Annotated in this window: 19 protein-coding genes; 14 read left to right on the forward strand and 5 right to left on the reverse strand. The window is 71.6% G+C overall.

All coding sequences use genetic code 11. From position 1 onward, the window contains the following. Window positions 1-27 precede the first annotated feature (27 nt). The gene (locus GTY67_RS27475; protein WP_161281609.1) at window positions 28-1,503 is read left to right on the forward strand and encodes an FAD-binding protein; all 1,476 of its coding nucleotides are present in this window, start codon (window positions 28-30) and stop codon (window positions 1,501-1,503) included. A 50-nt stretch (window positions 1,504-1,553) separates the two neighbouring features. Then, window positions 1,554-2,408: an aldo/keto reductase gene (locus tag GTY67_RS27480; protein ID WP_161280625.1), complete on the forward strand. Its 855-nt coding sequence runs from the start codon at window positions 1,554-1,556 to the stop codon at window positions 2,406-2,408. A gap of 54 nt (window positions 2,409-2,462) precedes the next feature. Here the strand turns inward: GTY67_RS27480 and rfbA are convergent, their stop codons facing one another. Beyond that, window positions 2,463-3,338: a glucose-1-phosphate thymidylyltransferase RfbA gene (gene rfbA, locus GTY67_RS27485; RefSeq protein WP_161280626.1), complete on the reverse strand. Its 876-nt coding sequence runs from the start codon at window positions 3,336-3,338 to the stop codon at window positions 2,463-2,465. 223 nt (window positions 3,339-3,561) lie between these two features. On the opposite strand from rfbA, the gene GTY67_RS27490 reads away from it, so the two are divergent. Together GTY67_RS27490 and GTY67_RS27495 are read left to right on the forward strand one after the other, a co-directional pair. Further along, window positions 3,562-3,819, forward strand: a complete 258-nt coding sequence (locus GTY67_RS27490) for an acyl carrier protein (protein ID WP_161280627.1) — start codon at window positions 3,562-3,564, stop codon at window positions 3,817-3,819. Window positions 3,820-4,097: 278 nt separating this feature from the next. Then, window positions 4,098-4,868, forward strand: a complete 771-nt coding sequence (locus GTY67_RS27495) for an AfsR/SARP family transcriptional regulator (RefSeq protein ID WP_161280628.1) — start codon at window positions 4,098-4,100, stop codon at window positions 4,866-4,868. A 62-nt stretch (window positions 4,869-4,930) separates the two neighbouring features. Here GTY67_RS27495 and GTY67_RS27500 read toward each other — a convergent pair whose 3' ends face one another. Continuing rightward, a complete protein-coding gene (locus tag GTY67_RS27500; protein WP_161280629.1) occupies window positions 4,931-5,788 on the reverse strand; it encodes a methyltransferase domain-containing protein in 858 nt (285 codons plus the stop codon). A gap of 191 nt (window positions 5,789-5,979) precedes the next feature. Here GTY67_RS27500 and GTY67_RS27505 point away from each other — a divergent pair, with 191 nt between their 5' ends. From GTY67_RS27505 to GTY67_RS27525, 5 genes are read left to right on the forward strand one after another with little or no spacing between them, the layout of a single operon-like run. Continuing rightward, window positions 5,980-6,417: a SnoaL/DnrD family polyketide biosynthesis methyl ester cyclase gene (locus tag GTY67_RS27505; protein ID WP_161280630.1), complete on the forward strand. Its 438-nt coding sequence runs from the start codon at window positions 5,980-5,982 to the stop codon at window positions 6,415-6,417. 57 nt (window positions 6,418-6,474) lie between these two features. Beyond that, window positions 6,475-7,641: a methyltransferase gene (locus tag GTY67_RS27510; RefSeq protein ID WP_161280631.1), complete on the forward strand. Its 1,167-nt coding sequence runs from the start codon at window positions 6,475-6,477 to the stop codon at window positions 7,639-7,641. Continuing rightward, window positions 7,634-8,530: an alpha/beta fold hydrolase gene (locus GTY67_RS27515; protein ID WP_161280632.1), complete on the forward strand. Its 897-nt coding sequence runs from the start codon at window positions 7,634-7,636 to the stop codon at window positions 8,528-8,530. The genes GTY67_RS27510 and GTY67_RS27515 overlap by 8 nt, the downstream gene beginning before the upstream one ends. A gap of 44 nt (window positions 8,531-8,574) precedes the next feature. Further along, on the forward strand, window positions 8,575-9,288 hold the full coding sequence (locus GTY67_RS27520) for a class I SAM-dependent methyltransferase (protein WP_161280633.1): 714 nt from the start codon (window positions 8,575-8,577) through the stop codon (window positions 9,286-9,288). Between the two features lie 55 nt (window positions 9,289-9,343). Then, on the forward strand, window positions 9,344-10,939 hold the full coding sequence (locus GTY67_RS27525; RefSeq protein WP_161280634.1) for an FAD-dependent oxidoreductase: 1,596 nt from the start codon (window positions 9,344-9,346) through the stop codon (window positions 10,937-10,939). Between the two features lie 91 nt (window positions 10,940-11,030). Here GTY67_RS27525 and GTY67_RS27530 read toward each other — a convergent pair whose 3' ends face one another. Then, on the reverse strand, window positions 11,031-12,068 hold the full coding sequence (locus GTY67_RS27530) for a Gfo/Idh/MocA family oxidoreductase (RefSeq protein ID WP_237502929.1): 1,038 nt from the start codon (window positions 12,066-12,068) through the stop codon (window positions 11,031-11,033). Between the two features lie 180 nt (window positions 12,069-12,248). Here GTY67_RS27530 and GTY67_RS27535 point away from each other — a divergent pair, with 180 nt between their 5' ends. The 5 genes from GTY67_RS27535 to GTY67_RS27555 are packed head-to-tail and all read left to right on the forward strand — an operon-like array spanning window position 12,249 to window position 18,158. Further along, window positions 12,249-13,340: a hypothetical protein gene (locus GTY67_RS27535; RefSeq protein WP_161280635.1), complete on the forward strand. Its 1,092-nt coding sequence runs from the start codon at window positions 12,249-12,251 to the stop codon at window positions 13,338-13,340. Further along, entirely contained in the window at window positions 13,337-14,647 is a 1,311-nt protein-coding gene (locus GTY67_RS27540) for an activator-dependent family glycosyltransferase (RefSeq protein ID WP_161280636.1), read from the forward strand. Before GTY67_RS27535 ends, GTY67_RS27540 begins: the two co-directional genes overlap by 4 nt. A gap of 7 nt (window positions 14,648-14,654) precedes the next feature. Continuing rightward, window positions 14,655-15,965, forward strand: a complete 1,311-nt coding sequence (gene rfbH / locus GTY67_RS27545) for a lipopolysaccharide biosynthesis protein RfbH (protein ID WP_202462365.1) — start codon at window positions 14,655-14,657, stop codon at window positions 15,963-15,965. Window positions 15,966-15,972: 7 nt separating this feature from the next. Further along, on the forward strand, window positions 15,973-16,758 hold the full coding sequence (locus tag GTY67_RS27550; RefSeq protein ID WP_161280637.1) for an SDR family NAD(P)-dependent oxidoreductase: 786 nt from the start codon (window positions 15,973-15,975) through the stop codon (window positions 16,756-16,758). Window positions 16,759-16,766: 8 nt separating this feature from the next. Beyond that, complete coding sequence (locus tag GTY67_RS27555) at window positions 16,767-18,158, forward strand: nuclear transport factor 2 family protein (protein ID WP_161280638.1); 1,392 nt, start codon at window positions 16,767-16,769, stop codon at window positions 18,156-18,158. Between the two features lie 83 nt (window positions 18,159-18,241). Here GTY67_RS27555 and GTY67_RS27560 read toward each other — a convergent pair whose 3' ends face one another. Further along, window positions 18,242-20,542, reverse strand: coding sequence for an excinuclease ABC subunit UvrA (locus GTY67_RS27560; protein WP_161280639.1), 2,301 nt, complete (start codon window positions 20,540-20,542; stop codon window positions 18,242-18,244). A 77-nt stretch (window positions 20,543-20,619) separates the two neighbouring features. Continuing rightward, window positions 20,620-21,105 (reverse strand): glutathione peroxidase, encoded by a 486-nt coding sequence (locus tag GTY67_RS27565; RefSeq protein ID WP_161280640.1) that lies wholly within the window; start codon window positions 21,103-21,105, stop codon window positions 20,620-20,622. Between the last annotated feature and the right edge of the window lie 136 nt (window positions 21,106-21,241).

Raw genomic sequence — 21,241 nt, forward strand, 5'->3', positions numbered from 1 at the left:
TCCACGCCGTGCGTGCCCGAGACGCGGATCACGACCGTGCGGGTGGGCGACGCCCGGTATCACGAGCTGGTCGCCAGGGGGTTCAACGGCCGGTACACCGGTTCGCCGGACAAGGTGCACGTGGTGCACTCGGCCGCGCAGGTCGTCCAGGTGCTGACCACCGCGGTGCGGGCGGGCAAGCGGGTCGCCGTCCGCAGCGGCGGGCACTGTTTCGAGAACTTCGCCGACCACCGCGACATCAGGGTGCTCATCGACACATCGCCGATGCGCTCGGTCTACTTCGACCGCGAGCGCCGGGCCTTCGCCGTCGAGCCGGCCGCCACGCTCGCCGAGGTGTACCGCACCCTGCTCTACGACTACGGGGTCACCCTGCCTGGCGGTGTGTGCCCGCAGGTCGGGGCCGGCGGCCACGTCGCCGGCGGCGGGTACGGTCCGCTGACCCGCCGCGACGGCACCGTCGTCGACCACCTGTACGGCGTCGAGGTCGTCGTCGTGGACGCCTCGGGCCAGGCCCGGGTCGTCACCGCGACCCGCGAACCCGGCGACCCCAACCGGGAGTTGTGGTGGGCTCACACCGGAGGCGGTGGCGGCAACTTCGGCATCGTCACCCGCTATCTGTTCCGATCGCCGCAGGCGCAGGGGAACGACCCCGAGTCGCTCCTCCCGAAGCCGCCGACCCGCCTCCGCACGACGTTCGCCACCTGGTCCTGGGCCGACCTCGACCTGGACCGCTTCACCCGGCTCGTACAGAACTACAGCCGCTGGTTCGAGGCGCACCACGCCGATCCGCGCTACAGCAGCCTCTACAGCACCCTGCACCTCAACACCCACGCCATCGGCTCGATCTCGATGGAGGCCCGCTTCGACGGCGGCAGGGCCGACGCGGCCGACCTGATCGACCTGTTCGTCGCGGCGGTGAACGAGGGCAGCGGGCTGACGCCCGCGGTCGAGCACCAGGACGACCTGTGGCTCCAGGCGACCCTGGGCGCCCGCTACGACACCGACGGGTACGACCGGCACAAGTCGAAGAGCGCCTACCTGCGCCGCACCTGGACCGCCGAGCGGATCGCCACCGTGCACCGCCATCTGACCGACCCCGCCTTCGAGGGGTGGGGCGCGGTCGACCTCTACTCCTACGGCGGCCGGGCGAACGCCGTGCCCTCCGCCGCGACCGCGGTGCCGCAGCGCGACTCGATCCTCAAGGCGTGGTTCTCCGTCACCTGGATGGATCCGGCCACCGACGACCTGCACCTGCGGTGGATCCGCGAGCTGTACCGGGACGTCTTCGGCGACACGGGCGGTGTCCCCGTGCCCAACTCCGAACACGACGGCTGCTACATCAACTACCCGGACACCGACACCGCCGACCCGGCCTGGAACACCTCCGGGGTGCCCTGGACGACCCTCTACTACAAGGACAGCTACCCCAGGCTCCAGCGGGTCAAGGCCGCCTGGGATCCGCAGAACGTCTTCCGCCACGCGCTCTCCGTCCGGCTTCCCTGACCGCGGTACCCGGACGCCCGTACGAACACCACACGAAGGGAAACGAGTTCGTGGAGTCACGCCGAACCGTTGCCACCCACCTCACCCTGGGCGGAGACCTGAGCGTCCGCCGCCTGGGCTTCGGCGCCCTTCGGCTGACCGGCCCCCATCACTGGGGGCCGCCGGCGAGGCCGGAGAAGGCGATCGAGGTCGTGCGGGAGGCGGTCGCGCTCGGCGTGACCTTCATCGACACCGCCGACGTCTACGGGCTCGGTGCCAACGAGGAGCTGCTCGCCGCCGCTCTCCACCCGTACGCCCCCGGCCTCGTCGTCTCCACCAAGGCGGGCGAGGTGCGGCCCGGGCCGCACCAGTGGCGGGTCCTCGGCCATCCCGACTACCTGCGCCAGCAGGCCGAACTGAGCCTGCGCCGACTGCGGCTGGAGCGCGTCGAGCTGTTCCAGCTGCACCGGGTCGACCCGAAGGTCCCGCTGGAGGACCAGGTCGGGGCGCTCAAGCAGCTCCAGGACGAGGGCAAGGTCCGGCACATCGGGCTCTCCGAGGTGACCGTCGCGCAGATCGAACAGGCCCGGGCCGTCGCCCCGATCGCCAGCATCCAGAACAAGTACGGTCTCGACGAACGCCGTTACGAGCCCGAGCTGGTGCACTGCGAGCGGGAGGGAATCGCCTTCATCGCCTGGAAGCCGCTCGCCGGCGCCGCCCGCCCGGCCGCGGGCAGCGCCTTGGCCCGGATCGCCGCGGAGACCGGCGCGAAACCGGCGCAGGTGGCCCTCGCCTGGCTGCTGCACCGCTCGCCCGTGATGATGCCGATCCCCGGCACGTCGTCCGTCGGTCACCTGCGGGCCAACATGGCTGCGGAGCGCCTCGCGCTCGACGAGAAGCACTTGGCGCTGCTCGACGAGGGGTGACCGCGGTGGGGGCCCGGTGGTCGCGGCCGCCGGGTCCTCCCCGCAGGTCCGGTCTCAGGCGCGCATCTCGTCGGCCACGGCCATCACGTAAGAGCCGTATCCGGAACGGGAGAGCCTCACGCCCAGCTGGTGGCATGCCTCCGCGTCGATGAAGCCCATCCGCAGCGCGATCTCCTCCAGGCAGGCGATGCGCACGCCCTGCCGGTCCTCCATCGTCTGCACGTACTGTCCGGCCTGGAGCAGTGACTCCGGCGTGCCGGCGTCGAGCCAGGCGAATCCCCTCCCGAAGGGCACGAGTTCGGCGCGTCCGGCGTTCAGGTAGACCCGGTTGACGTCGGTGATCTCCAGTTCGCCGCGGGGCGAGGGACGGATCTGCCGGGCGATCTCCACGACGTCGTTGTCGTACAGGTAGAGGCCGGTGATGGCGAGGTTGGACCGGGGCTTCTCCGGCTTCTCGGCCAGCGACACCAGCCGCCCGTTCTCGTCGACTTCACCCACGCCGTACCGCTCCGGGTCGGTCACCGGATAGCCGAACAGGACGCAGCCGTCGAGCCCCCGCCGGTGGGTCGCGAGCAGGTCGTAGAAGCCGTTCCCGTGGAAGATGTTGTCGCCGAGGACGAGGGCGACGTCGTCGTCCCCGATGTGGTCGGCGCCGATGAGGAACGCCTGCGCCAGCCCCTCGGGGACCGGCTGTTCCGCATAGGAGAGGGAGAGCCCCAGCTGGCTTCCGTCGCCGAGCAGCCGCTGGAGCTGAGGAATGTCGCCCGGCAGTGCGATGATCAGGATGTCGCGGATGTCGGCAAGCATGAGCGCTGAGAGCGGATAGTAGATCAGAGGTTTGTCATTCACCGGCAGTAATTGTTTCGAAACGGCGAGAGTGATGGGATGCAGACGGCTTCCGTATCCGCCCGCAAGGATAATTCCTTTCACGACTCCTCCTGTTCCGGGAACTTCCCGACGACCCTAGGCGGCGGAGTTCCGACAAACAATGAAGGATGTGAGGGAGTCGACCGTCGTACGAGGTCGGGGGTGATTTGGATGCTTCTGTCCGGCGTCCTCGATCGGTTCTCGAGCATGCCGCTTCCGCTCCTGCATAGGGTGCTATGCGTGACCGCGGCTCATTCCGATATCGATCGTGAGGGAAGGTAGGACGATGGCGAAAGAACTGACCGTCGAGCGGCTCTTCGGCATCCTGCGCGAGTGCGCGGGGGAGGAGGAGACCGTGGCAGGGGCGGAGGACGCCGTCGACGCGGAGTTCACGGAGCTGGGGTACGACTCCCTGGCCCTTCTGGAGACCACCGCCCGCGTCTCCCAGGAGTACCGCGTGGACATCCCCGAGGACGAGCTCGCGGACGTGCGCACGCCGGCTGCCTTCCTGGAGACCGTCAACCGGCTGCTCGCCGTGGCCTGACGGCCGGCCGGCCCCACCGTGGCCGACCGTCCCCGGCCCTCGGCCGGTCCTGACCTGAGGTGCACATCGCGGACCTTTACCGGAGACCTGCGCCCCGTGGGTTCCCGGGAATGTTCACGGGGTGACGTCACGTTGAGGGGCGGGGTGACGTCACGTTAAAGGAATGGTAAGCACTGTCCCACGCTGACATCATGGGGGAAACCGTCGTGAAGCTAGGTGTCTTAGGGCCGCTGTCCGTACAAGTGGGTGAGGACTCGCACACGCCGAGCGCGCCCAAGATGAGAAGCGTCCTGGCGACGCTCCTCGTGCACGCCGATCAGGTCGTGCCCGTGTCGTCGCTGATCCGGGAGCTCTGGGACGAGAATCCGCCCGTCAGCTGCCTGACCACGCTGCAGACGTACATCCTCAACCTGCGCAAGTTGTTCGCCACCGCCGCCAGACTGACCACCCGGCAGGTGGCCTCCGAGATCCTCGTGACCCGCTCCGGGGGGTATCTCTTCCGCTCCGGCCGTGACGATCTGGACGTGCACCGCTTCCACGAGCTCGTCGCGGACGGACGCCGGGCGCTGTCCTCCGGCGACGATGTCACCGCCCTGGCCACCCTCACCAGCGCCCTCCAGGTCTGGCGCGGGCCGGCGCTGGTCGACGTCACCGCCGGCCGCATCGTCGAAGGGCGCCGCCAGCAGTTCGAGGAGTCACGGCTCGTCGTCCTCGAGTACCTCGTCGACACGCAGCTGAGGCTGGGCATGTACCGCGAGGTCCTCACCGAGCTGGCCGCGCTCACCGCGGACAACCCCTACCACGAAGGCCTGCACGCCCAGTACATGCGCGCCCTGTACCTCAACGGGCGGCGTGCCCAGGCCCTGGAGGTGTTCCAGCGCCTCCGGGTCAACCTCGTCAACCACCTCGGCCTGGAACCCGGGCTCGCCGCCCAGGAACTGCACCGCTCCATCCTCAACGCGGAACCGATCGACGCCCAGGGCGGTCTGCGCCGGCCCACCGGTGACATCGTCCGCATGTCCTCCGCGGGCGCCTCGCGTGTCTACTGAGAGCCCCGGGGGCCCGGTCCGCGTGCGGACCGGGCCCCCGGGGCGTGCGCACGGGAGGAGGCTCAGCGCGCCACGTGCGCCAGCACGAACCGCACCGGGGTCGGCAGGCGCAGCGGGCCGTCCCCCCGCAGCCGGTCCAGCTCCGTGATCAGCCGCTTCCGCAACTGCGCGCTCTCGTACGCCGGGAGGTGCTGCCACAGCAGCCGCATGCCCTGGGTGTGCGACCAGTCCACCCACGTCCTGCCGTCCGCGGCCACCAGCTGCACGTGCTCGTCGGCGACCTCGATGTCCTCGAAACCGGCCCGGATCATCGTCCGGGTCAGTTCGTCCCGGTCCCCGAGCCAGCTGTTGAACCGGCGTTTCAGGGCCTCCGGCTGCCACTCCGCCGGCAGGTTGCGCAGCAGCCGCTCCGGGATCAGGTCGGTGAAGACCGGCGGCAGGAACGGGAAGGTGTCGTCCGTGAAGACCGGACTGGTGAAGGCGATCCGGCCGCCCGGACGCAGCAGCGACGCGTACCGCCCCAGCGCCTTCGGGGCGTCCGGCAGGAAGATCACGCTGTAGCTGCCCGTCACCGCGTCGAACGAGGCCGGCGGGAGATCGGGGTGCTCGCCGTCCATGACCCGCACCTCGACGTGGCGGGTCCCCAGCGCCACCGCCCGCTCACGGGCCGCCTCCACCATCGCGGGCGCGATGTCGATACCGAGCACGTGGCCCGAGGGGCCCACCCGGTCGGCCGCCTCGAACAGCACGGCGCCGCGGCCGCAGCCGACGTCGAGGATCCGCTCGCCCGGGCGCGGGGCGGTCCGCTCCACGAGTCGCCGTCCCATGGGTGTGAAGAATTCGACCCCCATCTGGTCGTAGGTGGCGGCGGCCTCGTTGAATGCCTCGGTCACCGTTGACTTGTACTTCGTCTCGTCCATGGTTCCTCTCCGGATGAGGTAGCCGACGCGACCACTTTCTCCGCTGTTTCTGGAACGGGGGTCGATCCGCACTCGGCGCCCGCTCGAATTCCGCTTTCCTTTCGGTCGATGAGCACGGGATCGGATTGTTGCGGGCGCTCCGGGAAGCCAGGATGGGGTCACCGCCCATTTTCCCGACGAGGAGGTCCGCCGTGGCCGATCACATCGACATCGTGCGCCGCATGGTGAACGCGTACAACACCGGTGACGTCGACGACGTGGCTGAATTCATTCACCCCGACTATCTGAATCCGGGCGCCTTGGAGCACATGCCCACGCTCCGTGGCCCCGAGGCGTTCGCCCTCGCGGTCAAGTGGCTCAAGCTGACCTTCTCCGACGAGGCGCACCTGGAGGAGATCTCCTACGAGGAGAACGGCAGTTGGGTCCGCGCCAAGCTCGCCCTCTACGGTCGCCAGGTCGGCGAACTCGTCGGAATGCCGGCCACCGGCCGCCGATTCTCCGGCGAGCAGATCCACCTCATCCGGATTGTCGACGACAAGATCCGCGACCACCGCGACTGGCCCGACTACCTCGGCACCTACCGCCAGCTCGGCGAGCCCTGGCCGACCGAGGAGGGCTGGCGGCCCTGACCCCGCCCCGACTTCCGTGCGCCCCGCGCATCCTCGGCACCCCAGGGAAGGAACACGGTGAGCACCACGCCCTCCACCGGCCCGGCCGCCCGGACCAGGGAGACCGGACCCGTCGATGGCACGGCTCCGTCCGCGCCGCCGCAGGACCCCACCGACAAGGACCTCGACATCCTGCTCAAGCAGCTGGGGAATCTGGTCACCCCGATGGCCGTCCGGGGCGCGGCCACCCTCCGGCTCGTCGACCACCTCCGAGACGGCGCCACCACCGTCGGAGAGCTGGCCGCCCGGACCGGCACCCACGCCCCCACCCTCGCCCGCCTCGTCCGCCACCTCGTCGTCACCGGCGTCCTGGCGGGCGACGGCGAGGACGGCACGCTACGGCCCACCCGCCTCGGCCTGCTGCTCGCCGACGACCATCCGGCCCAGCAGCGCGCCTGGCTCGATCTGCACGGGGCCATCGCCCGCGCCGACCTAGCCTTCGCCGGGCTCCTCGATGTGATCCGAACCGGCCGGCCCGCCTATCAGGACCGGTTCGGAAGCCCGTTCTGGGAGGACCTCTCCGCCGAGCCGGAGCTGGCCGACTCCTTCGACGCCCTGATGTCGTGCGACGAGGACCTCGCCTACGAGGCTCCGGTCGCCGCCCTCGACTGGACCGACACCCGGCACGTCCTCGACGTCGGCGGCGGCGACGGCGCCCTGCTCGCCGAGGCCGCGCGGACCGCGCCGAAGCTCCGCGGCACCCTCGTCGAACTGCCGGGGCCCGCCGCGCGGGCACGCCGCCGGTTCGCCGGGGCCGGACTCGACGACCGGCTCGCCGTCGTCGACGGCAGTTTCTTCGACCCGCTGCCCGCCGGCGCCGACACCGTCCTGCTCTCCTTCGTCCTCCTCAACTGGTCGGACGAGGACGTGCTCGCGGTGCTCCGGCGCTGCGTCGAGGCCTTGGAGCCGGGCGGCCGGGTCGTCGTCCTCGACCGTGCCGACCGCGACGGCGACGGCTCCGACCGCTTCTTCTCGACCCTGCTCGACCTGCGGATGCTCGTCTTCATGGGCGGCCGCGTCAGGACCCGCGACGAGGTGGTCGGGCTCGCCGCCGACGCCGGGCTCGCCCTCGTCGGCGAGGGCGGCAGCGGTTCGAGCACCCTGCCCTTCGACTTCTCGATCCTCGAGTTCGTCCGCGCCCCCGGGCCAGCCCCCTCAGCCAAGGAGGAGCACCACCATGCCTGAACGCCTCGTCCCGAGCGGCGATGTCGAACTGTGGAGCGACGACTTCGGGGACCCCGCCGACCCCGCGCTGCTCCTGGTCATGGGCGGCAACCTGTCCGCGTACGGCTGGCCCGACGAGTTCGCCCGGCGGCTCGCCGACGGTGGGCTGCACGTGATCCGCTACGACCACCGGGACACCGGCCGCTCCACCACCCGCGACTTCGCCGAACACCCCTACGGCTTCGACGAGATGGCGGCCGACGCGATCGCCGTCCTCGACGGCTGGGGAGTGGAACGCGCCCACGTCCTGGGCCTCTCCATGGGCGCCACGATCTGCCAGGTCATCGCCCTCGACCACCACGACCGGCTCCTCAGCCTCGCCCTGATGCTCGGTGGCGGCCTCGACATCGACTTCGACGACAACATCGAGCGCGTCATGCGCGGCGAGCCCACCGCCGATGGACTGCCCGGACCGCAGCCGCCGTTTCTGGAGGCCTTGGCGCTGATGTCCCAGCCCGCCGAGGGCCCGGCCGAGGAGATCGACAAGCGGGTCCGCAAGTGGCGCATCCTCAACGGTGACGCCGTCCCCTTCGACGACGCCGAGTACGCCCTGTGGGAGGAGCGGGCCGTCGACCACGCCGGAGGCGCCATCGCCGAGCCGTACGCGCACTACCAGCTCACCCTGCCGCCGCTCGCCCGCGCCGCCGAACTGGCCCGGGTCACCGTGCCCACCCTGGTCATCCAGGCCGAGCGGGACCCCATCGCCCCGCCGCCGCACGGCAAGCACCTCGCCGGCCTCATCTCCTCCGCCCGGCTGGTCGAGATCCCCGGGATGGGCCACGCCCTGCCGTCCTCCGTCCACGAGCCGCTGGCCGGAGCCCTCCTCGCGCACACCCTCGGCTCCCGGTGACCGCGCGGGAGCAGGCGCCGGAGCCGACGGGAGCCGGACACACCATGTACGGACGGGACCTGGCCCAGGTCTACGACCTGGTCCACAAGGAACGCGGCAAGGACTACCGGGTGGAGGCGGAGGCCGTGGCCGCCGCCGCACGCCGTCACCGTCGCGACGCCTCCCGGCTGCTCGACGTCGCCTGCGGGACCGGCGGCCACCTGTGCCACTTCGCCGAACTCTTCGATCACGTCGAGGGACTGGAGCTGTCGGAGCCGATGGCCGTCGCCGCCCGGGCGGCGCTGCCCGGCACGCCTGTCCACCTGGGCGACATGCGCGACTTCCAGCTCGACGCCCGCTTCTCGGTGGTCACCTGCATGTTCGGCTCCATCGGCTACATGGAGTCCACCACCGAACTACGGCGCGCGCTCGACATGTTCGCACGGCACCTGGAGCCCGGCGGGGTGGCCGTGGTCGACCCCTGGTGGTTCGACGAGACCTTCCTCGACGGTCACGTCTCCGCCGACGTGGTCACCGTCGACGGCGTGACCGTCTCCCGCGTCTCGCACTCCGCCCGCCGGGGCCGCGTCTCGCACATGGACGTCCATGTCGTCGTCGCCGAACCGGGCGTCGGAGCACATCACTTCGTCGACCGGCACGACATCTCCCTGTTCAGCCGGGAGGAGTACGAGGAGGCCTTCTGCGCCGCCGGATTCCGGGTCGAATACCTGCCGGGGCAACCCTCCGGGCGGGGGCTGTTCGTCGGCGTCCTGACATGACCGGGGACGCGGGCGCCGCCCGCACCCGAGCAGCGAACGACACGAGAGGAGCGACATGAACGACCACGAGGTCGACGTCCTGGTGGTGGGTGCGGGGCTCGGCGGCCTGTCCACGGCGATGTTCCTCGCCCGTCAGGGCGTCCGGGTACTCGTGGTGGAGCGGAGGTCCGGGCTCTCGCCCTACCCACGCGCCGCCGGTCAGAACCCGCGGACCATGGAACTGCTGCGGATCGGCGGCGTCGCCGCCGAGGTCGTCCGGGCCGACGACATCCGCGGCGACCAGGGCGACTTCGTCATCCGGATCGGCCGCACGGTCCGCGGCGAACCCCTACGCACCGTGTCGGAGAGCTTCGACGACATGGTCGCCGCCACCGCCCCCTGCACTCCGGCGGGCTGGGCCATGCTCTCCCAGGACAAGCTGGAGCCGATCCTCCTCGCCCAGGCCGAACGCCACGGCGGCGCCGTCCGTTTCGACACCCGGCTGGTCTCCTTCCGGCAGGACGACGACGGCGTGACGGCCACCCTGGAGGGCCCCGACGGCGGATACGACCTGCGGGCCCGCAACCTCGTCGCGGCCGACGGCAACCGCAGCGCCGTCCGCGAGTCCCTCGGCATCGGACGGTACGGACACGGGACCCTCGCCCTCATGGCAGGCGTCATCTTCGACGCGGACCTGACGGGCCTGCTGGAGGCAGGTTCCACCGGCTGGTACTACCTCCACCACCCCGAGTTCACCGGCACCTTCGGCCCCACCGACTGCCCCGACCGCTTCACCCTCTTCGTCGAGTACGACCCGGAGAAGGGGGAGAGCCCCGACGACTTCACCCCGGAGCGGTGCACCGAGCTCATCCGGCTCGCGCTGGAGGACCCCGGTCTGGAACCGGAGATCATCGACATCCAGGGCTGGGAGATGGCCGCCCGGATCGCCGAACGGTGGCGCGACGGGCGGGTCTTCCTCGTCGGCGACGCCGCCAAGGTCACCCCGCCGACCGGAGGCATGAGCGGCAACGCGGCTGTCGCCGACGGCTTCGACCTCGCCTGGAAGCTCGGCGCCGTGCTGAAGGGCCAGGCCGGACCCGGCCTCCTCGACACCTACGAGCCAGAACGCCGCACCGCCGCCGAGCTCGTCGTCGCCGAAGCGCTGGCCATCTACGCCGAGCGGATGGCCCCGCACATGGCCGACATGTGGGACCGGTCCGTGGGATATGCCGAGACGCTCCTCGGCTTCCGGTACCGCTCCACGGCCGTGCTCGCCTCGGACGAGGACCCGGCCCGGGTCGAGAACCCGCTGGAGCCGACCGGCCGCCCCGGCTTCCGCGGCCCGCACGTCCCGGTCCTCCGGGACGGCGAACCCGTCTCCACGGTCGAACTCTTCGGCGACGGCTGGACCCTGATCGCCGGCGAGTCCGGAGACACCTGGGCCCCCGCGGCCGCCCGGCTAGCCACCGAACTGTCCCTCCCGGTCACGGCACTCCGGATCGGTCTCGACCTCGCCGACCCGGACGACCGTGTGTCCGCGGCGTACGGCATCGGCAAGTCCGGCGCCAGCCTCGTCCGCCCCGACGGGATTGTGGCCTGGCGCGTCGACGAGGCGCCCACCGACACCGCCGCCGTCCTCGACGACGTCCTGAGGCGGATCCTCGACCGGTGACGACGAAGCGGCGGCCCGGGGCGGAGGAATCCGCCCCGGGCCGCCGCGGGGACGGGACCGGCGTGCCGTCACACCCGCCGGTCCGCCGTTCTCAGCGTGCGCCAGGACCCCCGACCAGCAGCCGGGACGCGGACGCCGGCATGCCGACCGTCCGTGCGACCTGGCGCACCCGCTCCACGAGCAGCGCCTGCCGCAACGTCGCCGTCTCCTCGCCGGCCGACCGGGCCTTGGCCAGCGCCGCCCGCACGAACGCGTCCATGGCGTTGAAGACCTGGTTGTCCTCCGGCAGCGCCCGCTCCGTCACCACGTCCTGCTGCTCGATCCGCACCACCGGCCGCAGCTGCTCCGGCGGAGTGAACGCCCTCCGCACGCTGACCCGCCCCCGGTCGCCCCAGAGGGCGTACATCGACCGGTACGCGTGCTCGAAGCCGAAGTCCAGCTGCGCCGTCACCCCGCGCTCGTCGCAGAGCAGCACGCTGCCGGCCACGTCCACCCCGGTCGACCCGTCGACCCGCAGGAACGCGCCGAGCACCTCCAGCTCCCCGGTCAGATGCAGCTGGGCCGCCCGCAGCGGATACACTCCCACGTCCAGCAGCGCCCCGCCGCCCAGCTCCGGGCGGTAGCGGAACGACTCCGGCGCCAGCGGCGGCACCGCGAACGTCCCCGAGAACTGGCGCAGTCCGCCCACCGAATCGTCCAGCATCGCCCGCACCGCGGCATGCTGCGAGTGGTGCAGGAACATGAAGTTCTCGGCCAGCACCAGCCCGAGCCGGGACGCCGTCGTCAGCAGCTCCAGCGTCTTCTCGTACGTGTCCGACATAGGCTTCTCGACCAGGACGTGCTTCCCCGCCCGCAGCGCCCGCATCGCCCACGCGTGGTGCATGCCGGGCGGCAGCGGGATGTAGACGGCGTCCAGGTCCTCACGCTCCAGCAGTGCCTCGTACCCCCCGACCCCTTCGCAGCCGAAGACGGCCCCGACCTGCACGGCCCTGGCCTCGTCCCGGCTGGCCACCGCCACGAGGTCGACCCGGTCGTGCGCGGCGAGAACGGGCATGATCCGGCGGATCGCGATGTTCGCGGTCCCGAGCACACCCATTCTGAGCGCCCGTTGCTGACGGTGCTCTGGCATAGCGATCCTCATCACCTCGCGGGAGTCCCTTGGCGTCGCCACCGTATTTCCGGACGATCCAACGCCGCTTGAGGACCGCTGGACCCCGAAACGGGCCCGGAGGGACGGAGGTCCGCTTTCGAGTGTTCTTCTAATCCGGCCCCGTACGTTGCCGGGTAATCGGATGACGGAGGTGGCTCGGTGACAGCGGCGACCAGTGCGCTGGGGCGCGACCTACAGCTCGTACACGCGGCACAGTGGCTCTACTCGGTGAACGGTGAACCGTTCGTCCCCGGCGACGGAGACCCGTACGCCGGCCTGGTGCGCGGCTTCGACGAGGACACCGCACCCTTCCACGCGGCCCTCGCGGAGCGCGGACCGCTGTGGCGCAGCAGGCTCGGACACTGGGTCGCCGGCCCGGCGGCCCTGCCCGGACTGCTCGGCCATCCCGACCTCGTGGTCGCGGCGGCCGTTCCCCAGTCCGAACCGTGGCTGCCCGCGCCGGACCGGCAGCGGACCGCCGCGCGGGGTCTCGCCCACCGGGGCGCCGTCCGCGCCGCCGCCGCGCCGCTGCGGCAACGGGTCGCCGGGACGGCGGCCGGCATCGCGCCCGGCCCCGCCGACCTGATCAGCGCCGTCGCGGCCCCACTCGTCGCCGCCGGCTACGCCGCGCTCCTCGGCGTGGCCGAGGACCGGCACGCCGAGTTCGCCGCCGCCGTCACGGACACCGCGCCCTCCGTCGACGCCCTGCTCTGTCCGCAGAGCCTCGCTGTCACCGGACGGGCCGCCGCCGGAGTCCGCGAACTGCGCGGACTCCTCGCCCCGTCGGACCACGCCGAGGCCGGACTCGTCCTCGCGGTCGCCGGCACCCGCGCCGCCACCGACCTCCTCGGCGAGACGCTGCTGAGCCTCCTCGATCGGCCCGGGGAGTGGACACGGCTGCGCACCGATCCCGCACACGCCGCCGCGGCCGTCCGTGCCGCCACGCCCCCGCAGGGCCCCTGGCACCTCCACCCGCTGACTGCCCTCGCCCCTCTGGACGCGGCCGGCGTCCCCATCGAGGCGGGCGACCACGTCACCCTCGTGCCCGGCCCCGGCGATGCGGAGCCCGCCCCCTACGCGCGGCTGCTGCTCCCCGGCGCCCGCGCCGTCGCCGGGGAGGCGCTTCGCCTGCTCGCCGCACGCTTCCCGCACGTCCGGCCCGACGGCGCGCCGGTCCGCGCCCGCCGTGCCCCCGTCACCCGCCGCCTGGTCCGGCTGCCCGCGCTGCTCGGCGAGGAGGAGACCCGATGAAGGTCCTGTTCACGTCCCTGGCCCACCACACCCACTACTACCCCTTGGTGCCGCTCGCCTGGGCCCTGCGCACCGCGGGTCACGAGGTCCGGGTCGCCAGCCAGCCCGAGCTGACCGACGTCATCACCGGTACGGGGCTCACCGCCGTCCCGGTCGAGTGGTCCCTCGGCCCGGTCGAGGACATGGGTCTCCTCGGCGCCCTCCACGACGAGGCTTCCGCGCACGTCCAGGGCTTCGACTTCGCCGCCCGTGGCGACCGCCCCTGGACCTGGGAGCAGCTCCTCGCCCTGGAGAACGTCATGGTGCCGACCCTGTACGGCGCCCTCAACAACGACGTCATGGTCGACTCGCTCGTCGCCTTCGCCCGCTCCTGGCAGCCCGACCTCGTCGTCTGGGAGACCTTCACCCTCGCAGGCGCCCTCGCCGCCCGCGCCACCGGCGCCGCCCACTGCCGACTCGTCTCCGGCCCGGACATCAGCGTCCGCGCCCGACAGGAGTTCCTGCGCCTCGCCGCCGAGCAGGAACCCGAGCACCGCGAGGACCCCACCGCCGAGTGGCTGGAGCGGACCCTCGCCCGTATCGGCTCCCCGCACGGATACACCGAGTCCATGGTCACCGGCGAGTGGACCGTGAACACCACCCCGCCCAGCACCCAGCTCGACCTCGGCCTGCCGACCGTCCAGGTCCGGCACGTCGCCTACAACGGCCCCGCCGTCGTCCCCGACTGGCTGCGCACCGCCCCGGAGCGCCCTCGCGTGTGCGTGACGCTCGGCTCCTCCGCGGCCGACACCGGCGTCGACATGCTCAAGCTCCTCGGCGGCCTCGCCCAGCTCGACGCCGAGATCGTCGCCACCGTCGACGCGGAGACCATGGCGGCCGCGGACCTCCCGGACAACGTCCGGCTCGTCGACTTCGTCCCGCTCAACGACCTGCTGCCCACCTGCGCCGCCGTCGTCCACCACGGCGGCGTCGGCACGAAGGCGACCGCGGAACTGCACGCCGTCCCGCAGCTGATCCTCGCCTTCGGATGGGACACCGAGGTCATGGGCCGCGGGCTGGAGGAGATCGGCGCGGGCATCTGCCTGCCCAGTGCCGAACTGCTCCCGGAAGCGGTCCGCACCCAGGTCGACCGGCTCCTCACCGAGCCGTCGTACGCCGAGGGCGCTCGCCGGCTCCAGGAGGAGCTGCGCGCCGTGCCCAGCCCCAACGAGATCGTCCCGGTCATCGAGAGGCTGGTCGCCGAGCACCGCGTCGGTGCCGACGCCGGACCGGCCTCCCGCGGCACCCACGTCGCCCACCACAGCTGAGGCGGAGATGTCAGAGATATCGGATACCAAGGCGCAGGTCCTGAACCTGGCACGCACGTTCCACAAGGAGCAGGAGACCCGCGCTTTCGAAGCCGGGGTCACGCCGATCCTGCCCGCCGGGGCAGTCCTCGACGAGGAGGACCGGATCGCGCTCGTCGAGGCGGCGCTGGAGCTGCGCATCGCCGCCGGCGTGCGGTCCCGGAAGTTCGAGAGCGAGTTCGCGCGCTACTTCCGGCGCCGCAAGGCGCACATGGTCAACTCCGGCTCGTCGGCGAACCTGCTGGCGGTCGCGGCGCTGACCTCGCCCAAGCTGAAGGACGTGCGGCTGCGCCCCGGCGACGAGGCCATCACTGTCGGGGCGGGTTTCCCCACCACCGTCAACCCGCTTGTGCAGTACGGGCTGAAGCCGGTCTTCGTCGACATCGAGATGGGCACGTACAACGCCTCGCTCGAACAGATCGAGGCGGCGATCACCCCGCGCACCCGGCTCATCATGATCGCCCACGCGCTCGGCAATCCCTTCCCCGTCGCCGAGGTCGCCGAACTCGCGGCCCGGCACGGCATCTTCCTCGTCGAGGACAACTGCGACGCGGTCGGCTCCACCTACCGAGGACGGCTCACCGGCACTTTGGGCGACCTGTCGACGGTCAGCTTCTACCCCGCCCACCACATCACCGCCGGCGAGGGCGGCTGCGTCCTCACCTCCAGCCTCGAACTCGCCAGGATCGTCGAGTCGATGCGGGACTGGGGCCGGGACTGCTGGTGCGAACCAGGCACGGACAACACCTGCCTCAAGCGGTTCGACTACCAGCTGGGGACCCTGCCGGCCGGCTACGACCACAAGTACATCTTCTCCCACGTCGGATACAACCTGAAGGCGACCGACCTCCAGGGCGCCCTGGCGCTCAGCCAGATGCGCCGGATCGACGACTTCGGTGTCGCCCGTCGGCACAACTGGCAGCGGCTCCACGACGGCCTCGCCGACGTGCCCGGCCTGCTGCTGCCCCGGGCCACCCCGGACAGCGACCCGAGCTGGTTCGGCTTCGTCCTCACCGTGCTGCCCGACGCCGGATTCACCCGCCGCGACCTCGTCGGTTTCCTGGAGTCGCGCCGCATCGGCACCCGGCGGCTCTTCAGCGGCAACATCACCCGCCACCCCGCCTACCAGGACGTGGACTACCGGATCGTCGGCGAGCTGACCAACTGCGACACCGTCACCGAGGACACCTTCTGGGTCGGCGTCCACCCAGGACTCACCGCCGAGATGATCGATTACGTCATCGAGTCCGTCACCGAGTTCTGCACGCGAAAGGGCTGATCACGTCATGACCGAACGTACCGTCAGGACCGCCGTCGTCACCGGTGCCACCAGCGGGATCGGGCTCGCCGTCGCACGCCACCTGGCCGCTGACGGCCACCGTGTCTTCCTCTGCGCCCGGGACGCCGATCGCGTCGCGCTCACCGTGAAGGAGCTGCGCGCCGAGGGGTACGAGGCGGACGGAGCAGCCTGTGACGTGCGGGACACGGACGCGATCGAGCGGCTGGTAGGCGCGGCCGTGGCGCGCTACGGACCGGTCGGCATCCTGGTCAACAACGCCGGCCGCAGCGGCGGCGGGGAGACCCACACGCTCACCGACGAGCTGTGGGACGACGTGATGGCCACCAACCTCGACAGCGTCTTCCGGTTCACCCGCGCCGTGCTCACCACCGGCGGGATGCGGGAGGGCGACTGGGGGCGGATCGTCAACATCGCTTCCACCGGCGGCAAACAGGGCGTCGTCCTCGGTGCCCCCTACTCCGCCTCCAAGCACGGCGTCGTCGGCTTCACCAAGGCGCTCGGCCTGGAACTGGCCAAGACCGGGATCACGGTCAACGCGGTCTGCCCCGGCTACGTCGAGACGCCGATGGCGGTCCGGGTCCGCCAGGGTTACGCCGCCGCCTGGGAGACCACCGAGGACGAAGTCCTCGGCCGCTTCCAGGCCAAGATCCCGCTCGGCCGCTACACCACCCCCGACGAGGTGGCGGGGATGGTCGGCTACCTGCTGACCGACGCGGCCGCTCCCGTCACCGCGCAGGCGATCAACGTCTGCGGCGGCCTCGGCAACTACTGAGGAGAGCCATGTCCGACGAGAACCCGCAGTCGTCCGCCGCGCCCACCGTCCACGAGACCGTCCACGAGACCGAGGTGGACGCCCCCGCCGAGGCGGTCTACGACCTGGTCGCCGATGCCACCCGCTGGCCGGTCCACTTCCCGCCCAACCTCCACGTCGATGTCCTGGAGGGCGGCGGGGGGAAGGACGGAGTGGAGCGCCTGCGGATCTGGGCGACCGCCAACGGAGCCATCAAGAGCTGGACCTCCCGACGCGAACTCGACAGGGCCGCACTTGCGGTGACGTTCCGTCAGGAGCGATCGCAGGCGCCGGTGGCGAGCATGGGCGGCACCTGGCACATCGAACCGCTGGGGGAGCGGCGCACCCGGGTGCGCTTCACCCACACCTTCACCGCGGTCGGCGACGACCCCGAGAACGTGGCCTGGATCCGCCGCGCCATCGACACCAACACCGCCTCCGAGCTCCAGGCGCTGCGCGCCGGCGCCGAGACGGCAGCCGACGGGCTCGTCCTCACCTTCGACGACACCGTGCACATCGCGGGATCCGCCAAGGGCGCCTACGAGTTCATCCGCGCCGCCGACCGGTGGACCGAACGCCTGCCGCACGTCGCCCGGGTCTCGCTCACCGAGGATGTCCCCGGCGAGCAGGTCCTGGAGATGGACACCCGTACGGCCGACGGCTCCACCCACACCACCCGGTCCGTGCGGATCTGCTTCCCGGCCGAGCGGATCGTCTACAAGCAGATCCACACCCCCGCCCTCATGGACGCCCACACCGGCGAGTGGATCTTCGAGGAGGACGGCGACGGCTGCGTCGTCACCTCGCGCCACACCGTGCGGATCGCCCCCGGCGCGGTGCGGGAGGTCCTCGGCCCGGACGCCGACGTCGCCCGCGCCCGTGAGTTCGTCCGCGAGGCCCTAGGCCGCAACAGCCGGGCCACCCTCGACTACGCGGCGGCCCACGCGGGCGGCCTGCGCGCGGGGGGGCCTGTCGGTCACGACGTGTACATCTCGGTACAGCGGTTCTACGCCGAGCAGATGCGCCACCTCGACGAGGGCCGTGCGGAGGAGTGGGCGGCGACGTTCACCGAGGACGGCGTCTTCGGCCAGAACTCCGGTCCGGGGCCGGTCCGGGGCCGGACGGCCATCGCCGCCGCCGTCCGCGCCAACCAGGCGCGGCTCGCCGCGGACCCGCAGCAGCGCCGGCACGTCTTCGCCATGCTCACGGTGGACCCGGCGGCCGACGGCGCGGTCCGCGCCCGTTCGTACGCGCAGGTCCTGGTGACCCGGCCGGGCGGCCCGACCGTCCTGCACCTGAGTGCCGTCTGCGAGGACGAGCTGGTCCCGGCCGCCGACGGCTGGGCGGTCCGGCACCGCCGGGTCGACCACGACGGCGTCTGACCCCCCGGTACCCACCCCGGGGCCGTACCGCAACAGGCGGTACGGCCCCGGGTCGTAGCGGGAGGAGCCTCCCGCGAGGTGCCTCAGGCCGTCTGGAGGGGGCGGTCCAGGTAAAGCCGCAGGTGCTCCGCCGTGTGCGAGTGCGGGGTGCGCAGCAGCTCGGCGGGCGTGCCGGTGAAGACGATCTCGCCACCGGTGTTGCCGCCCTCCGGGCCGAGGTCGATGACCCAGTCCGCTTGGGCGACGACCGCGAGGTCGTGCTCGATGACGACGACCGTGTTGCCACGGTCGACGATCCGGTTCAGCAGGCCGAGCAGCATGTCGATGTCCGACAGGTGCAGGCCGGTGGTCGGCTCGTCCAGGATGTAGACGGTGCCCGAGCCGGAGAGCCGGTCGGCGAGCTTGAGCCGCTGGCGCTCGCCGCCGGAGAGGGTCGCGAGCGACTGCCCGAGGCCGAGGTAGCCGATGCCCGTCTCCATCAGGGCCCCGACCCGGGTGCGCAGCGGGCCCGAGGGGAAAAACCCGGTGGCCTCCTCCGCGGACATCTCCAGCACGTCGGCGATGTTCTTGCCGCGCACCGTGTGGCGCAGCACCGACTCCTTGAAGCGGCGGCCCTCGCAGCTCTCGCAGTGGGTGGTGACCGGGTCCATGTAGGCGACCTCGGTGATGAGGACGCCGCGGCCCTCGCACTCCTCGCAGGCGCCCTTGGAGTTGAAGCTGAAGAGGCTGACGTCCTCGCCGCTCGCCTTGGCGAAGAGCTTGCGGATCGGGTCCATCAGCTTGAGGTAGCTGGCCGGGGTGGATCGGGAGGAGCGCGCGATGGACGACTGGTCGACGAAGACCGCGTTCGGGTACTGCTCCCGGAAGGCGTGGGCGATCAGAGAGCTCTTGCCGGCGCCGGCGACGCCGGTGACGGCGGTGAGGACGCCGGCCGGGATCTCGGTGGAGACGTTCTTCAGGTTGTGCACGGTGGCGTCGCGGATCGGCAGGGTCCGGCCGAAGGGGCGGGCGGTCTCCTTGAGCCCGCCGATGCGCCGCAGCCCCTGCCCGGTGAGCGTGTCGGCCTCCGTCAGCTCGGCGTGGCTGCCCTCGAAGACGATCGTCCCGCCGTGCACGCCGGCCCGCGGGCCGATCTCGACGATGTGGTCGGCGACGGCCATCACGTCGGGGTCGTGTTCGACGACGAGGACGGTGTTGCCCTTGTCGCGCAGCGCCCGGATCAGTTCGTTGAGCCGGCTGACGTCGCGCGGGTGCAGGCCGACGCTGGGCTCGTCGAAGATGTACGTGAGGCCGGTGAGTTCGCTGCCGAGGTGGTTGACGAGCTTGAGGCGCTGGCCCTCGCCGCCGGAGAGGCTGGAGGTGGAGCGGTCGAGGGTGAGGTACCCGAGGCCGATCGACTCGATCTGCTCCAGCGTCTCGCGGATGGTGGTGACGAGGGGCGTGTCCAGCCGTTCCTGGAGGGCGGTGACGACCGTGATGAGGTCGCTGACCTGCATCTGGGTCCAGTCGGCGATGTTCCGGCCGTCGATCCGGGTGGCCAGGGCCTTCTGGTTGAGGCGGGCGCCGTCGCAGGTGGGGCAGCGGCCCTCGGTGAAGAACTCGGCCGCCGCGTCGCGGGCCGCCTTGCTCATGCCGGTCGAGTCGCGCTTGAGGTGGCGGCGGACGAAGCTGTCGACGAGACCTTCGTACTTGAGGGCCAGGACGTTGCCGTTGGGGTAGGTGATCTCGACGGTCCCGCCGCTGCCGTAGAGGAGCGTGTGCAGCTCCTCCTCGGTGTAGTCGTCGATCTTCTTGTCGGCGTCAAGGCGCTCGTAGCGGGCGTAGAACTGCCAGCTGGTGCTGCCGACGGTGTGCCCGGGGACCCGGATGGCGCCCTCCGCGATGGACCGCGAGCGGTCGATCATCAGCTCGGGGTTGGCGCGGCGGGCGCGGCCGAGTCCCTCGCACTCGGGGCACATGCCCTTGGGATCGTTGAAGGAGTACAGCCAGGTCTGGCCCAGGCCGTCGTTGCCGTGGTTGGCGAAGAGGACGCGCATCACCGTGTAGACGTCGGTGACGGTGCCGACGGTCGAGCGGGCGTTGCCGCCGAGGGGGCGCTGGTCGACGACGACCGGGGTGGTGATCTTCGTGACGGCGTCGACGTGCGGACGCTCGAACTTGGGGAGGTCGTGCCGGATGTTCCACGGGAAGGTGGCGTTGAGCTGCCGCTGGGCCTCCACGGCGACGGTGTCGAAGACCAGGGAGGATTTACCGGACCCGGAGACGCCGACGAAGACCGTGATCCGGTTCTTGGGGATGACGAGCGAGACGTTCTTGAGGTTGTTCTCCCGGGCACCGACGACCTGGATGCCCTCGTCCGGTGCGGTGGGTGGCGTCTGGTTCACGAATGGTCCTCTCTGCGTCGTATGACGTGGTGTCGTGGGACGGACGCCGTGTGGTGCGGCGTTGTCGGCCCCCGGACTCATCGCAGCTGGTCGCGGACGGCCTTCAGCAGGCCGGGGGCCTGGGGGTCGATCGTGGGCGCGAAGCGGCCCACGGGGTGGCCGGCGGCGGAGACGAGGAACTTCTCGAAGTTCCAGCGCACGTCGCCGTTGTGGCCCTCCGCGTCCGTGAGAGGTGTGAGGGCCGTGTAGAGCGGATGCCGGCCGGCTCCGTTGACCTCGGTCTTCTCTGTGTGGGGGAAGGTGATCCGGCGTACGGAGCACTGGGCGGCGATCTCCTCGGCGCTGCCCGGCTCCTGGGCTCCGAACTGGTTGCAGGGCACGCCGACGACGACGAGGCCGTCCGCCCGGTGCTCGTGCGCGAGTGCCTCCAGGGCGGGGTACTGCCCGGCGGCGAGCGCGCACCCGGAGGCTACGTTGACGACGAGCAGGGGGGTGCCCCGGTGGCGGGCGAGGAGGTCGGGGGTTCCGTCGAGTCCGGCGATCGGGATGTCGAAGAGAGCCATGTCCGCACGCTAGGCCGGGCCGGTCAGGAGCCGGTCGACTCCGCCTCGTGGGGTTCTCGGCTCCCGCTTGGCGGAGCGGTCCTCCCGGGCCCGTGTCGGGGGCCCGGGAGGCGGGGAGGGCGCGGGCCGTACGGGG

It is taken from the genome of Streptomyces sp. SID8374, assembly GCF_009865135.1.
Classification (GTDB): domain Bacteria; phylum Actinomycetota; class Actinomycetes; order Streptomycetales; family Streptomycetaceae; genus Streptomyces.

What these genes read in the sequence shown, in the direction of transcription:
- GTY67_RS27490 (WP_161280627.1), top strand. Translation starts at nt 3,562, where the DNA reads ATGGCGAAAGAACTGACCGTCGAGCGGCTCTTCGGCATCCTGCGCGAG.
- GTY67_RS27495 (WP_161280628.1), top strand. Translation starts at nt 4,098, where the DNA reads ATGAGAAGCGTCCTGGCGACGCTCCTCGTGCACGCCGATCAGGTCGTG.
- GTY67_RS27500 (WP_161280629.1), bottom strand. Translation starts at nt 5,788, where the DNA reads ATGGACGAGACGAAGTACAAGTCAACGGTGACCGAGGCATTCAACGAG.
- GTY67_RS27515 (WP_161280632.1), top strand. Translation starts at nt 7,634, where the DNA reads ATGCCTGAACGCCTCGTCCCGAGCGGCGATGTCGAACTGTGGAGCGAC.
- GTY67_RS27520 (WP_161280633.1), top strand. Translation starts at nt 8,575, where the DNA reads ATGTACGGACGGGACCTGGCCCAGGTCTACGACCTGGTCCACAAGGAA.
- GTY67_RS27525 (WP_161280634.1), top strand. Translation starts at nt 9,344, where the DNA reads ATGAACGACCACGAGGTCGACGTCCTGGTGGTGGGTGCGGGGCTCGGC.
- GTY67_RS27530 (WP_237502929.1), bottom strand. Translation starts at nt 12,068, where the DNA reads ATGCCAGAGCACCGTCAGCAACGGGCGCTCAGAATGGGTGTGCTCGGG.
- GTY67_RS27540 (WP_161280636.1), top strand. Translation starts at nt 13,337, where the DNA reads ATGAAGGTCCTGTTCACGTCCCTGGCCCACCACACCCACTACTACCCC.
- rfbH (WP_202462365.1), top strand. Translation starts at nt 14,655, where the DNA reads ATGTCAGAGATATCGGATACCAAGGCGCAGGTCCTGAACCTGGCACGC.
- GTY67_RS27550 (WP_161280637.1), top strand. Translation starts at nt 15,973, where the DNA reads ATGACCGAACGTACCGTCAGGACCGCCGTCGTCACCGGTGCCACCAGC.
- GTY67_RS27555 (WP_161280638.1), top strand. Translation starts at nt 16,767, where the DNA reads ATGTCCGACGAGAACCCGCAGTCGTCCGCCGCGCCCACCGTCCACGAG.
- GTY67_RS27565 (WP_161280640.1), bottom strand. Translation starts at nt 21,105, where the DNA reads ATGGCTCTCTTCGACATCCCGATCGCCGGACTCGACGGAACCCCCGAC.